This window comes from Paenibacillus silvestris (assembly GCF_009882985.1).
Lineage (GTDB): Bacteria > Bacillota > Bacilli > Paenibacillales > NBRC-103111 > Paenibacillus_E > Paenibacillus_E silvestris.
The window spans coordinates 305,020-318,533 of the sequence record NZ_WTUZ01000020.1; the positions used below are offsets into that span (position 1 = coordinate 305,020).

At 50.5% G+C, this 13,514-nt stretch carries 11 protein-coding genes and 1 other annotated feature; of the genes, 1 reads left to right on the top strand and 10 read right to left on the bottom strand.

Going from position 1 to position 13,514, the window contains the following annotated elements:
* Positions 1 to 88: 88 nt before the first annotated feature.
* From groES to GQF01_RS16765, 8 genes are all read right to left on the bottom strand, one after another.
* Positions 89 to 370 (bottom strand): co-chaperone GroES, encoded by a 282-nt coding sequence (groES, locus tag GQF01_RS16730; protein WP_028553854.1) that lies wholly within the window; start codon positions 368 to 370, stop codon positions 89 to 91.
* Between the two features lie 231 nt (positions 371 to 601).
* Positions 602 to 1,360, bottom strand: a complete 759-nt coding sequence (tatC, locus tag GQF01_RS16735) for a twin-arginine translocase subunit TatC (protein ID WP_161407874.1) — start codon at positions 1,358 to 1,360, stop codon at positions 602 to 604.
* Between the two features lie 72 nt (positions 1,361 to 1,432).
* Positions 1,433 to 1,921 carry a twin-arginine translocase TatA/TatE family subunit gene (locus GQF01_RS36860; RefSeq protein WP_161407875.1) on the bottom strand — a complete coding sequence of 163 codons (489 nt, stop codon included), beginning with the start codon at positions 1,919 to 1,921 and terminating at the stop codon, positions 1,433 to 1,435.
* Positions 1,922 to 2,181: 260 nt separating this feature from the next.
* Positions 2,182 to 3,177 carry a molybdopterin-binding protein gene (locus GQF01_RS16745; protein WP_161407876.1) on the bottom strand — a complete coding sequence of 332 codons (996 nt, stop codon included), beginning with the start codon at positions 3,175 to 3,177 and terminating at the stop codon, positions 2,182 to 2,184.
* Positions 3,178 to 3,191: 14 nt separating this feature from the next.
* Positions 3,192 to 3,683: a MogA/MoaB family molybdenum cofactor biosynthesis protein gene (locus tag GQF01_RS16750; RefSeq protein WP_056608535.1), complete on the bottom strand. Its 492-nt coding sequence runs from the start codon at positions 3,681 to 3,683 to the stop codon at positions 3,192 to 3,194.
* Between the two features lie 104 nt (positions 3,684 to 3,787).
* Complete coding sequence (gene moaC / locus GQF01_RS16755; RefSeq protein ID WP_268894367.1) at positions 3,788 to 4,276, bottom strand: cyclic pyranopterin monophosphate synthase MoaC; 489 nt, start codon at positions 4,274 to 4,276, stop codon at positions 3,788 to 3,790.
* 17 nt (positions 4,277 to 4,293) lie between these two features.
* Positions 4,294 to 4,923 (bottom strand): 5-formyltetrahydrofolate cyclo-ligase, encoded by a 630-nt coding sequence (locus GQF01_RS16760; protein WP_161407877.1) that lies wholly within the window; start codon positions 4,921 to 4,923, stop codon positions 4,294 to 4,296.
* A 64-nt stretch (positions 4,924 to 4,987) separates the two neighbouring features.
* Positions 4,988 to 5,821, bottom strand: coding sequence for an endonuclease/exonuclease/phosphatase family protein (locus GQF01_RS16765; protein ID WP_161407878.1), 834 nt, complete (start codon positions 5,819 to 5,821; stop codon positions 4,988 to 4,990).
* Between the two features lie 144 nt (positions 5,822 to 5,965).
* Here GQF01_RS16765 and GQF01_RS16770 point away from each other — a divergent pair, with 144 nt between their 5' ends.
* Positions 5,966 to 7,909, top strand: coding sequence for an ABC-F family ATP-binding cassette domain-containing protein (locus GQF01_RS16770; protein ID WP_161407879.1), 1,944 nt, complete (start codon positions 5,966 to 5,968; stop codon positions 7,907 to 7,909).
* A gap of 663 nt (positions 7,910 to 8,572) precedes the next feature.
* Here GQF01_RS16770 and GQF01_RS16775 read toward each other — a convergent pair.
* Together GQF01_RS16775 and GQF01_RS16780 are read right to left on the bottom strand one after the other, a co-directional pair.
* On the bottom strand, positions 8,573 to 10,960 hold the full coding sequence (locus GQF01_RS16775) for a hypothetical protein (protein WP_161407880.1): 2,388 nt from the start codon (positions 10,958 to 10,960) through the stop codon (positions 8,573 to 8,575).
* A gap of 364 nt (positions 10,961 to 11,324) precedes the next feature.
* Positions 11,325 to 12,890 (bottom strand): 2-isopropylmalate synthase, encoded by a 1,566-nt coding sequence (locus GQF01_RS16780; protein WP_161407881.1) that lies wholly within the window; start codon positions 12,888 to 12,890, stop codon positions 11,325 to 11,327.
* A 364-nt stretch (positions 12,891 to 13,254) separates the two neighbouring features.
* Positions 13,255 to 13,508: a binding site (T-box leader), on the bottom strand.
* Positions 13,509 to 13,514 lie beyond the last annotated feature (6 nt).

Sequence of the window (13,514 nt, forward strand, 5' to 3'; positions counted from 1 at the left end):
GGAAACCTCCTCTTATTTAAACGATACATAGTAAGTAATAAAACGGAAAACCTAAGTAAAACGTAGTGCCGATCTATATCCTGCTAAATTAGGCTAATACAGCGAGAATGTCGCTTTCGCGCAAGATCAACAGTTCGCGGCCTTCGTATTTCACTTCAGTTCCTGCGTATTTGGAGAAAATGATACGGTCGCCTTCGCTTACTTCAAGCGGAACACGAACGCCATCTTTCAACGCGCCTGCGCCTACGGCTACAACTTTACCTTCTTGTGGTTTTTCTTTCGCTGTATCTGGCAGCACGATACCACTTGCTGTAGTCTCCTCTTTCGCAACGGCTTCAATGATTACTCGATCACCTAACGGTCTGATCATGGAAAAATAGCCTCCTTTAGAAAATTGGTAATAGTGTTTTTCAAGGTTATTAGCACTCGAATGTGTTTAGTGCTAACAACAACTCTTATGATACTCATTCTGGGAGTAATTTGCAAGTCCTTTTACACATTTTTCGTACTTTCGAACACCCCCCTCATTCTACCCAAATGAAAAACAAATATTCCCTCTCTCAAAGAAAAACAGCCTGCACAAAAGTGACAGACTGTTTTCTTATTTGGCACCGAATTCCCGTTCCCATTCTGCATCCTTCAGCAGCTGCTTGCGGTAAATAAAGCCCGACATAAATACGCTAAATTCATATAAAACAATAAGCGGCAAAGCCACAAGGATCGCCGAAATGGCATCCGGAGGCGTAATCACAGTTGCTAAAATAACAAGCAGCATGTACGCATACCTTCTGAACTTATGCAGCCGTTTCGGATTAAGAAGCCTGATTTTCGTCAAAAACATAACAACAATCGGCATCTCAAACACAATGGCAAGTGGCAGAATGATGTTGAACATGAATGTAAAATATTCAGCCGCACCATACATCTCGGTGATATCGAGACTTTTGCTAATGGAAGAAGTAAAGTAGAAAGCCATCGGAAAAACAACCCAATAACCGAACGAAAGACCTGCTAGAAAAAGCACAAACGCATAAGGAATATAAATGATCGAAGCTTTCTGCTCCGTCTCGCGCAGTCCTGGCTTAACAAAAGCCCATATATGATAAAGCGTAACCGGCAAGGTAATAAGGATACCAACGGCTAAGCCAAAATTCATATACAGTCGCAAAGCGTCCCATGGGGAGAAAACATTCCAGCTAATCGAATCTGCCGGGGGGATATTTTTGAGGTATCGAATGATTGGCTTAGCAGAAATTAATCCACCCACCATCCCAATGACCAAGACCAGCAATATCCACATGATCCGTTTACGCAGCTCACCAAGGTGCTCTACGAGTGACATTTCTTCGTTCGTTGACATATTTCACCAACCTGATCTAGTGAATCGAGCCTGAAAGACTGAACCACTTGTTATGCTAAAAAGAAAAATGGACTAGTCCGGTAGACGCCGCGGAGAACTTGGTTGCACAGCCGCCGGTGCTGGTTTAGAGATTGCAGGCTGTGTGACGGATTCCTCCGCCAAGTCTGCCAAGTCAGGCCCAGGCGCGCTCGAAACAAATGCGACAGCTGACTTCTCTGCAGGCTGCTGCGCGGCTGCAGGCGCCGCTGGAGACACTGCCGACGGTGGTGCGTCAGCCTCGTCCATTGCTGGACCGCTCGCTGCAAACGCGACAGCTGGCGCTTGTTCCTCTGCCACAGGACTAGCCTCCGGAGGAGCTTGCTGAACCACCACAGGCGCAGGCGCAGAAGAGGCAGGTGCAGCTTTCGGCTCATCGTTCATGAGCTCATAGGCACCCTTCTTGAAATCCCTGATTGTGCGCCCCAGCACACGGCCAATCTCGGGCAGCTTGTTAGGCCCGAATAAAACTAACGCGACGACCGCGATCAATAATAACTCGGTAAAACCGATGTTTTGAAACATGTCTTTCATCTCCATCATGTATTGCTTTACGAACAAAAGTGATCAGCTGAAAACGACACGACACATTAACATGAAAATATCCCGCTAATTTGTCCTCAGATACTCGATTAACGGCATTAACTGGAATTCCTCCCGTTAACTTCACTCGAATCCTCTGAGAGCAGTCAAAACCATCAAATTAGCCCCAGAAATTCCCTCTATTTCTCCTAAACACCATGAAAAACGCCAATTAACTGGACTAATTCCAGTTAATTAACTAACTAACACTGATAAAACCCGCCATACCCCATCTCCGTAATGTCGCTGCGCACAATCGTCTCGCCTGCGCAAATACGCGGCAGCAGCACATCAAAGGACGTGTACGGGTCATGCATGACGCAACCCGGCAAGCCCATGATCGGCACATCGCCTAGATAGGCCATCATCAGCATCGAGCCCGGCAGCATCGGCGTGCCGTAGCTGACCACGCGGGCGCCGGCTTGCTTGATCGCGCCTGGCGTGCGGTCGTCCGGGTCCACGGACATGCCGCCCGTGACCAACACCAGATCCACGTTCTGCGCAAGCAGCGCGTGGATCTCACCAACAATCGCTTCGCTATCGTCTGTCGCGAAGCGTTGATCCACCACCTCGGAGCCGAGCTGCGCGAGCTTCTCCTTCACCACTGGGCCGAATTTATCCTTAATTCGGCCCTTGTACACCTCGCTGCCCGTCGTCACGACGCCAACGCGCAGCTTACGAAACGGCTTCACCTCAAGCAAGGTGAAGCCCTCCGCACGACGAGCGGCAGCAATACGCTCGACCTCTACAACCTTCGCTTCGTCAACAATCAGCGGGATCACCCGCGTGCCAACAAGCGAAGCGCCAGCCTCTACGACCACGCCGCTGCGAATGGTCGACATCACGACCTCGTCGATTGCGTTCACGTGATCGACGAAGGTTTTATCGATTCGGACTAAGCCGCGAATCGGTGATTTCACGTTCACTTTGCCCTCATGCGGCTCAGTGAATACGAGCTCGCTGCCCGCTATCGCTCTCGCCATCCGCTGCGCGGCTTCATCCTCATGCAGGTAGCCCGGCTGCAGCTCCATCACATAGATATGCTCTTTGCCAATGCTGAGCAGTGCAGGAATATCGGCCTCCGTCACCTGGTGACCTTTGCGGAATAAACGGCCCTTGAACTCGCCTGGCAAAATCTGCGTAAGATCATGAGGCAGAATCATCCCAATGGCATCCTCAACCTTCACTTCACGCAGCATAGATTCCTGTCTACTCACCCGTGGTCACCTTCTTTGCCTGTCAGAATGCCCAGCGCATGCGGGAGCTGATCGATGATCGCCATCAGATTCTCCTGCACGCCTTTGGGGCTGCCTGGCAAATTAATAATCAATGTGCGGCCGCGAATACCCGATACGGCTCTAGAAAGCATGGCTTTCTTCGTTTTTTGCATGGAAATCATCCGCATCGCTTCAGCAAAGCCCGGGGCAACCCGGTCAATGACATTCAGCGTTGCTTCCGGTGTCACATCTCGCGGAGCCAGACCTGTCCCTCCTGTTGTAAGGATCAGATCAGCCTGATAATAGTCCGTCATTTCTATTAATGAAGCCATAATTTCGTCCATCTCGTCCGGTACAACACGGTACTCGATGATCTCGCCTTGAATCTCTTCTTCAATGAGCTCGCGGATTACCTGAGCGCTGGTGTCTTCTCGTTCTCCTCGGTAACCGCGGTCACTGGCTGTCAAAATCGCAACTTTCCAGTGCATCCTTCGTCACCTCTCCCTTGTTAACTGAATGAGATAACCCCTACTACTGAATGATCGTCGACTTCATCTATGCGCAAACCCCAGTGGTCTTAGTCGCGTCTCACTCAACTATCTTCTCTGTGAAAATCCCCATTTTTACCGCCTGTTTTCGTGACTAGCATCGTGGAGCTAATGATCATATCCTTCTCTGCGGCTTTGCACATGTCATAGACGGTTAACGCGGCGGCAGATACGGCCGTTAAAGCCTCCATCTCCACGCCTGTTGGTCCCGTCGTCCGGACAGTTGCTTCTATGTAGAGTTCGTTGTTGCCATTATCAGCAAATTGAATGTCTATGCCCGATAAAGCGATCGGATGGCACATAGGAATCCAATCTGACGTTTTCTTAGCGGCCATGATGCCAGCCACCTGCGCGACAGCGAGGACGTCGCCTTTTTTCATTTTACCCTGTTTAATTAAGGCAAGTGTCTCACTTTTCATCAGTAAAGTCGAACGGGCTGTCGCTGTTCGCTTCGTTTCCGGTTTGTCCGAAATATCAACCATACGAGCTCGTCCCTGTTCGTTGAAATGCGTTAGCGGAGAGGAATCGGGCAAGTCACTCACCTCCCTTATTATGTTTCTGATCTAAAAACCATTTTGCTTTCGGTGACAATACCATCAACCCGGAAATCATGCCAGGAGGAGGGAACCGCAGGAATCAACTGCTTATCGAAAGCAGCAGCAACCGCAAAAGGTCTCTTCAGACCTCGAGCCGCAAAGAGCTGCATGAATCTGTCATAAAAACCGCCGCCATACCCAAGCCTTCCGAAATCCATGTCAAAGGCAAGCCCTGGCACCAAGATCATCGAAATTGTGGACAAATCGTGCTCGATCGGCACATGGCTATGAGGCTCTCTAATGCCCCATGCCCCGCTCTCCAAATCGTCGTAGGCATGTATGATATGCAAATTCATTGTTTTCGTATCTGCTACAACCTTCGGCACAAGCACACGAATTCCCTGCTGCCAGCACCATTCCATCAGAGGGGCAACGTCCAGCTCGGACCGGAATGGCATATAAGTCATTATCGTAGGCGGAATGGACGCTTCCTGCTGCTCCGTGCCAAGAAGTCTATCTGAACAGAGCTTCGTCATTCGCTCATGAATGCGCTGCTGCTTCTCTTCCCGTTCTTCTGCTGTAATGGACGAACGTAGTTCTTCCATTTCCTTACGTAGTTCAATTTTCCGTTCACGAATGTTCATACTGGCTCAGCCCTTCCCTAACAAGGAGTGGTTTCCCCCATTTTAACATAAACAAGGAAAAAAACTATACTCGTACTGCAGACCCCAACCTAAACCGCGCTATGACGGGAAAATGGTCCGAGAATATCGTCGGTACCGTCCAAGCTGAACCGGTGTTTGGCACATTTGTGAACACATAATCGATCCGTTGACCGCCTGCAAAAGTGCCCTGCGAGTCTTTCCCTAACGGGACGTCCACGAGTGGCATTTTGTTCATTTGGACTGGGAATGCATCCTCTTCCATATTAAAATCGCCGAGGGCGACGAGCGGTCCTTTCTTATCTGCCAAAAGCTCTGATATACGCGTGAGCTGAAGCTGCCGATCTTCCCCAGAAAGCCCCAAATGAGTCGTTGCAATATGGACTGGCTCGGAACCAATCAGCACGGTAGTCATTAGAAGGCTCCTACTTTCCAAACTTCCCGGAAGAAGCGCCCAGCTGCTGTCAGCGATCGGATAACGACTCAAAATAGCTATGCCATATTGACCTACCTTATAGGTTAGACTAGGACTATAAACCATATGCATGCCGAGCATTTCCGCAAGTTCTCTAGCTTGATCTACGAATCCGCTGCGCAGGCGATAACGGTCCACTTCTTGAAGGGCGATAATGTCGGCTTTTTCATGCCCCAGAAGCTCGGCAATCCTAATGATATCGACTTTGCCATCCATCCCTTCTCCGTGGTGCATATTAAAAGTCATGACGGTGAAAGAAGCAGGCGCTTCTAAATTAGCGGCAGGCATAACGGGAACATTGGATAATAGGCCTTTATCCCAGCTCTGAATTGGCAGCCCAAGCACAACAATAAGCAGCACAAATATACCTAAATACCTGGCAAGCCGCAAAGGCAAATCCGCCATCTCCCTATCCCCCTTCCTCTCTATGCAAAATTAAGCATACGACGTACTCACGCATGGTGTATACTAGTGAATTGATGGGATTATAGGTCGTTCGGATAAGGACTTCCACAGGTTCTTTCATTAATAAGCAGGAGGCAGCAGAAGATGTTATTACAAGTTTCTAACATTTCCAAAAGCTACGGGGTACGTTCTGTACTCTCCAATATAACGCTCCAAATCGAAGACAAGGAACGTATTGGCCTAGTCGGCGTGAACGGTGCCGGGAAGTCAACATTGCTCCAAATTATTGCCGGCGAAATGTCTTATGACAGCGGCGATCTCTTTAAAGCGAAAGAAACGAAAATCGGTTATTTAAAACAAAATAGCGGTCTGCAAACGGACAAGTCCATATGGAACGAGCTGCTCAGCGTGTTTAGCTCCTTGCTGGAGACAGAGCGAGAGCTGCGTGAGCTGGAAGCACAGATGGCAGACCCTTTACTTATTGAGGATGAAAAAAAGTACGAATCCACGATGAATCGTTACGCGGGACGCTCCGAATATTTCCGTGAGCAAGGTGGGTACGAAATCGAAGCCAAAATTCGCGGGATCCTTCACGGGATGGGCTTCGGCCAGTTTTCCCCTGACACTCTCGTTCAAACGCTAAGCGGTGGTCAGAAAACAAGATTAGCTCTGGCCAAAATGCTGCTCGAAGAGCCCGATCTGCTCATGCTGGATGAGCCTACGAACCATTTGGACATCCAGACGCTGACTTGGCTGGAAGGCTACTTGCGAGGTTATCCGGGTGCGATTCTGGTCGTCTCCCATGACCGCTTTTTCCTTGATGCCTTAGCCACGTCCATTTACGAAATTGAACGCCATGCTTCCAAACGGTACACGGGCAACTACTCCCGATTTATCGAAATCAAAGAAGCCAACTATGAGATTGAAATGAAGCAGTTCGAGAAGCAGCAGGGAGAAATCGCGAAGCTGGAGGATTTTGTACAGCGTAACATCGTGCGTGCTTCTACGACCAAAAGAGCGCAGAGCCGCCGCAAGCAGCTCGAGAAAATGGATCGTCTGGATAAGCCGATGGGTGATTTGAAGCGAGCTTCGTTTTCTTTTGAAATCGAACAATCTTCCGGTAAAGAAGTCCTTCAGGTTGATCATTTATCGCTTTCCTATGATGGGAAAAACCGCCTGCTCGACGGCGTCTCCTTCCAGCTGCGCCGCTCGGAAACGGCTGCTCTTATCGGTCCTAACGGGGTCGGCAAGTCGACGCTGCTGAAAACCTTAATTGGTCAGCACAAACAAGATGCAGGCACCTTCAAATGGGGAACAGGCGTCACAATTGGCTATTACGATCAAGAACAGACAGGCCTAACCCCATCCAACAGTGTGCTGGAGGAAGTGTGGAACACGTATCCGCATCTGGAAGAAGCCCGAATTCGCACCGTGCTCGGGAACTTTCTGTTCAGCGGCGAAGAGGTGTTCAAGAAAGTCTCTGCCTTAAGCGGCGGCGAAAAAGCACGCGTGGCTTTGGCCAAGCTGATGCTCCAAAAAGCGAATGTACTCATCCTGGATGAGCCTACCAACCATTTGGATCTATATAGTAAAGAAGTGCTGGAATCAGCGTTGATGGATTACGAGGGTACCCTCCTTTTCATCTCCCATGACCGTTACTTCCTGAATAAAATGGCTGAAAGCATGCTCGATTTGCAAAAAGACGGGCTCACGGCTTACCTCGGCAACTACGACGATTACCTGGAGAAAAAAGCGGAGCTTGCCGAAATGGAAGCCAAACGTCTCGCCAAAGAAGCGGAGAAAAAATCCGCCAGCAGCGTTGGCAAAAATGAACCCGTCATCAGCGGTGGCGGGTATGAAGCTGACAAGCTGGCTAAGCGCGAAGAACGCAGCCGCCAGCGCAAGCTGGAGCAGCTTGAGCTAGACATCGCGCGGTTGGAGGACGAAGTCTCCGGCCTAGAGGCGGAGCTCGCCGATCCTGATGTGTACAACAACTACGTCCTCGTTCAAGAGAAGACGGCTGAGGTCGATAAGCGGAAGAGTGCGCTTGCGGCTTGTTATGAGGAGTGGGAGATTTTGCTCGCTTGATTGATTAAAGGCTCTCCCGCGCTCAGGCTTCTGCTAGGAAGCTGCGTGAGAGGGCCTTTTGGGGCTGCTCAGCTAGTTATCTTGGGAGAAAGCTTGGGTTTCTCGCTCTGAGAAAGCCATAAAGGCCCTCTCGCGATCAGGCTTCTGCTAGGAAGCTGCGTGAGAGGACCTTTTGGGGCTGCTCAGCTAGTTATCTTGGGCGAATGCTTGGGTTTCTTGCTCTGAGAAAGCCATAAAGGCTCTCTCGCGCTCAGGCTTCTGCTAGGAAGCTGTGTGAGAGGGCCTTTTGGGGCTGTTCAGCTAGTTATCTTGGGCGAAAGCTTGGGTTTCTCGCTCTGAGAAAGCCATAAAGGCCCTCTCGCGCTTAGGCTTCTGCTAGGAAGCTGCGTGAGAGGGCCTTTTGGGGCTGCTCAGGAGCAGTTACCTCCTTCATTACACTTAATTAACGTTGTTAAACAACGTTAACATAGCTGACCCCTAAGTTCAGCGCCAATTAACGCTGAAAAACAGCTCTAACGGCGTCCGCACCGCCGCAAATTCAAGCCCACCATCGTTATAACGTTGCTTTTCAGCGTTAAAACGTTGGTGAATGCCTGGGACTTACCTTTAACGATGTTTAACATCGTTAAAGGTGCAAGGCCGCTGAACAAGCTGCGCCGCAAGTTAAGCACCCTGCTCGACTGCCAGCTCCCCTAGGCGCAGCAGCAGCAAAGGAACCGCGACGAAAACGATCATCGTCGCAGCGGCAACAATGCCGGAGTCATTCAGCAGCAGCGCTGCTATGGCTCCGATCATATTCGCCGAAAACCCGTACATCCAGTACGGGTTTTTGTGCTGCCACACGCGCAGACGGCCGCGAGGGCGCAGCACTAACACAGCCATCACGAAGAGGCTCGTGATGAGCACTTTGCTCCAGACGGATGCACGAAGCAAGTGCACGTTCATCCGCAGCTTCCGCACGATCAGATGTCCGATCTGATCGAACTGCCCGGCGCGCAGCGCGTGAAACGCGCGCCCGACATGGCTCTCCCGCGCGAACGCCGCGGGAGAATCGGCGCTGTTGAGCAGCCACAGCGCCCCAACCCCGAGCGCGAGCAGCGCTGCCAGCAGGGCAGAAGCCCTGCCAAGGCGCAGCTCGCGCCAGCGTTCGCCGGCGAAGCACTGCACGCCGGCTACGCCGAAGGCGACCGCGGCGCTCAGTGCGCCGCCCGCGTTCGCGCCAAGTGACGGTGCCGTCAGGCACACCGTCACGAGCAAGAACGCAGCGCAAGCGGCGAGCGCCGCCGTGCGCGAGGCCCGCGTGCCGCGAGCGGCATAACGGCGCTGCAGAGCCGCCGTTATGCCGAGGACGAGGGCGCCGATGAGGACGCCCATGTACTCGTTGCCGATGCCGTAGTAGCGTGCGCCGATCATCGGATCATAGCCAAGCACGGAGTATTTCATCGCGTACGCCCCTGTACAGGTGTCCAGCACGATGATTGCTGCCGTTCCCACACCTAACCAAATCATTGCCGTTGTTTCGCTGTATGCTGTCAGAATGAAGGCTAGGATTAGACTGCCTGCGACGAGGCTAACAACGAGCATGATGATTGCTCCATTGATCCCGAATTGAGTTGTTGCTGGCACTGCGATCCACCCCAATATCAACATAACAGCAGGTGCAGTCAAAAGTGACAGCAACAGTATTCGCAGAACACCTTGGGCCGGAACTACTTCTTTCCTTCCCCTCCTTTTTATCCACAAGGCATAGATCAAACTGATCAGGAGGACAATCATCTCAAAAGTAGCAAAAGGATACAGCAACGAGGGCCTGCTGCGATAAATCATCTGTATACTGCTCTGATCCCTTACGAGCTCATCTAGTGCATGACTCATCCCTGAAGCAGCTAGAGGGATTCCTATCAGCCCATTAGGGACTGGGATTTTGAACTCATTCAGCAGTGTACTTGTGAAATCCTGTGAAGTAACGATCCCCAGCCTGCGGGTAGATTCCGAAACAAGGATCCCTCCGCTACCGCTTGCCGTGTAATGAAGGAGTGGGGATAAGTACAATTTGCTTTTCGCCGCTTCTGCGTTGACCTCTGGCGAGAACATCCACAAGCTGTCTGTGCCCGGCTTCATCCCCTCCAATAATTGCCCCAACCATTGATCCATATCACGCAGCACTAATCCTTTGAGCTCATTGAATCGATCCTGATCGTAATGCGCTCTCTCACTGTACAATCTGTACAAATCACCTAATTCGATTACAGAGATGCTCAGCTGCTGCCTATTTTTCCACAACGAAGTTAGATGTGCATAATCGGTGCTCATACCGCCTGGTCTATCCACAACAGCCATAGCTGCATCGTCACCAAGTGTTCCTTTATCCACAAATCCATTGGAATCCATGAGCATTAGCGGAGCATAGCGACGTAGTTGCTTTTGTTCCAGGTGCATACCTCTTCCCAAATCACTGCTTCCCAGCACGGAACGATGAACACCGTAAGTTTTCAGCAAGTCTCCCATTGCACCGACGCCATAGGCTTGCTCCTTGTTAAGGCGCTTGAGCATAGCCAGCTCAGGAACAATTAGCGAGTTTTCCTCTAGAAGACTAGTCTGTCCTCCCCCCAATTGACCCGTATACCGGTTCATAAGCTCTGAAACGCGAACACCATGCCTGGACTCTCTTGCCTCAAAAGTGAGCGCCTCCACGATCCCAACAGCGGGCTCGCCTGCTCCCAAAGAAGCATATACATCCCGCATTGAACGGTTTGTTGTACGAATATTCATAGCGCCGACTGCACCGAATTGTGTTATGTGCTCAAAATGAGGCAGCGCCGACAATTGGTCGGGTCGAAGCTCCAGAAAAGAAAGACCGGGTATCGAAACCACGGTCACTTGTTTTGTTCTTTCCACTCTTTCCACTCTGCTCATGCTGTCATTTCGGTCAACCCCCTCAAATTTGTGGATGGTTGTGTCCTCATGAGCTCCTACCGTCCCCCAAATTGTGGACAACTGCCACACAAAACCTAAGATACCCACAATCCGCAGCATTTTTCTAATCTTCATGGGCAATCTCCTGCTGTTTTTGCTTTTAGCATTTTCATCCATAGGAGAAAGTATCCACTGCTTGATTGTTCCGAAAATTTAAAATGGGACTCCAATCACCTATTTTCCATGTACTTCGTGTTATCCACAAAAAAAAGAAGGGCGAAATCCGCCCTCCTAAAGCTTTTCTGCTGTTTTCCACAATCTTATCCACATTATCCACAAAAACTTGTGAAAAAGTTATTCGACAAATTCCGCCTTTACAATCATTGATCTATGGGGAAATTTTAAAGTTATGCACATTATCCACAGGGCATGTGTATAACTTTGTTCACAAGTCGTGTATATAACTAAGTTTTCTTACAATTCGGGTGAGTCCAATTCCTTAAGACGCCGTCGTCACTTCGGTGGAATCTGCGGGCTGACCTTGCATGCGAATAGCTTGGTTGCACGCTGAGATAAAAGCCTTGGCAACAGCAACAAGCACATCTTGATCGATCCCAGTATTCTTAAAGGTTTGACCCTCAACCGAGATCGTGACCTCTGCTTCACCGGTTGCTTTTTCACCTGTGGATAGGGAATGCAGTTCCAGATCGGCGAAATCCACCTCCATCGGAATGGCTTGACGCAGGCATTGAATGATTGCCTCGATTGGACCCTCACCTGTGCCTGAGTAGACATTCTCGACGCCTGTCTGGTTGTTTCGAACCGAGACAGAAGCTACACGATTGCGATCACTGCTGGAAACGACCTGCATATGCGTCAGCGTGAATGGCTCCATTTGCCCGTCAACTGTGGAACCAACAAGCTCCAGAAGTTGATCGTCGGTCACCATTTTCTGCTCATCCGCTTTCTCCTTGAACTTGATGTACAGGCTATCCAGCTCTTCTCCCGTCAACTCAATTCCAAATTGGCCTACGCGATGTTTCAGCGCATGTCTGCCGGAATGCTTACCCAGAATGATCATGGAGCGTGGGATACCCAGCTTTTCCGGGTCCATAATTTCGTAGGTATTGCGGTTTTTCAGCAAGCCATCCTGATGAATGCCCGCTTCATGCTGGAACGCATTTCTTCCAACAATCGGTTTGTTGTAAGCAATCGGGAAGCCCATGATGCGGCTGACCATTTTGGACGTGTTAAAAATTTCGCTGGACACAATTCCTGTTTCCACACCCATCGTTTGCTTACGCGTCTCTATCGCCATCACGAGTTCTTCAAGGGAACAGTTGCCTGCGCGCTCTCCTACGCCGTTCACCGTTACTTCCACGTGTGTGACGCCAGCCGCAATAGCTGCAAGGCTATTCGCTACGGCAAGGCCCAGGTCATTGTGGCAATGTGCACTGTATTCAACCGTGTCGCCGCCTCTTACACTTTGGCGCACTCTGCGGAACATCGCCCCGTATTCTTCTGGCAGCGCATAGCCGACTGTATCTGGAATGTTCAGAATGGTAGCACCTTCAGCGATGACGGCCTCCAGCACTTCGAACAAGAATTCGTCCCCGGTCCGCGTGGCATCCATCGGTGAGAATTCAATGTTGTTCACGAATTGTTTCGCATAAGCGACCATGGATCGCGCCATTTCAACGACCTGCTGACGCGATTTGCGAAGCTGGAAATCCAGATGGATGTCCGACGAGGACAGGAACATGTGAATGCGGCGCGATGCGGCATCTTGCGTAGCTTTGATAGCTGAATCAATATCCGCTTTCATCGCACGGGCAAATCCGCAAATTTCTACGCCTTGCAGCTCACGCGAAATCTGCTGCACCGCATGAAAGTCGCCGGGGCTCGAGATTGGAAAGCCAGGCTCGATCGTGTCTACGCCCATTTTGGCCAGCTGTCTCGCGATGCGAATCTTTTCTTCCGGATAAAGTGAAGCGCCCGGTGCTTGCTCACCGTCTCTAAGTGTTGTATCAAAAATGCGAATGCGGCGGTTTGTGTTATTTTCCATGGTTCAATTCCTCCTCGAATGTGAGCCAATCTTTGTTGGCTGTGGTTTGTTGTTGATGGTTTCTTATTGATGGTCTGTTGCTGATGATTTCTTAAAGTCAGGCGATGCTGTTAATTTACATAAGGGAACCTCTTTCCCCTATTCATAAGAAAAGATGAGGTTCAGCTCATGACGGGGAACTACAGGGCCTTATCCTCTCTCCTTGGGCTAAATTTCCACCTAAAAGGAAATAGCGGATCACAGTTCCCTCTCCTTGCTTTAGAGGCTATTTTCGTTGAAATAGCGCCCTGGAGTTCCCTTCCCCGCTGTCGATCAAAGCTGTTTCACTCGCCCCGGAGACGACAAAAAGACCCGTCATCTCCACATAAGAGACGACGGGTCTTCACCCAGCGCGGTACCACTCTTGTTGGCTTCGCTAACGAAGCCCACCTCAGACATAGCGGTTGCTATGTCACCTGATCACGGAGGTCATCCGTTCATCCCTAACAGCAGGTGAGACTGCCGATCAGGATGACCGCTTCCAAGCGAGTTCGGGGCGTTCACGGTCTGCGTCGCATCAACCCGCAGCTTTCTGTACCGTAGAAGTGAGCCCTTACTACTCTTGTTCATTGCGTTTGTTCTATA

What these genes read in the sequence shown, in the direction of transcription:
- GQF01_RS36860 (WP_161407875.1), bottom strand. Translation starts at nt 1,921, where the DNA reads ATGTTTCAAAACATCGGTTTTACCGAGTTATTATTGATCGCGGTCGTC.
- GQF01_RS16760 (WP_161407877.1), bottom strand. Translation starts at nt 4,923, where the DNA reads ATGAACATTCGTGAACGGAAAATTGAACTACGTAAGGAAATGGAAGAA.
- GQF01_RS16780 (WP_161407881.1), bottom strand. Translation starts at nt 12,890, where the DNA reads ATGGAAAATAACACAAACCGCCGCATTCGCATTTTTGATACAACACTT.
- GQF01_RS16765 (WP_161407878.1), bottom strand. Translation starts at nt 5,821, where the DNA reads ATGGCGGATTTGCCTTTGCGGCTTGCCAGGTATTTAGGTATATTTGTG.
- GQF01_RS16745 (WP_161407876.1), bottom strand. Translation starts at nt 3,177, where the DNA reads ATGCTGCGTGAAGTGAAGGTTGAGGATGCCATTGGGATGATTCTGCCT.
- tatC (WP_161407874.1), bottom strand. Translation starts at nt 1,360, where the DNA reads ATGTCAACGAACGAAGAAATGTCACTCGTAGAGCACCTTGGTGAGCTG.
- GQF01_RS16770 (WP_161407879.1), top strand. Translation starts at nt 5,966, where the DNA reads ATGTTATTACAAGTTTCTAACATTTCCAAAAGCTACGGGGTACGTTCT.
- GQF01_RS16750 (WP_056608535.1), bottom strand. Translation starts at nt 3,683, where the DNA reads ATGCACTGGAAAGTTGCGATTTTGACAGCCAGTGACCGCGGTTACCGA.
- groES (WP_028553854.1), bottom strand. Translation starts at nt 370, where the DNA reads ATGATCAGACCGTTAGGTGATCGAGTAATCATTGAAGCCGTTGCGAAA.
- GQF01_RS16775 (WP_161407880.1), bottom strand. Translation starts at nt 10,960, where the DNA reads ATGAAGATTAGAAAAATGCTGCGGATTGTGGGTATCTTAGGTTTTGTG.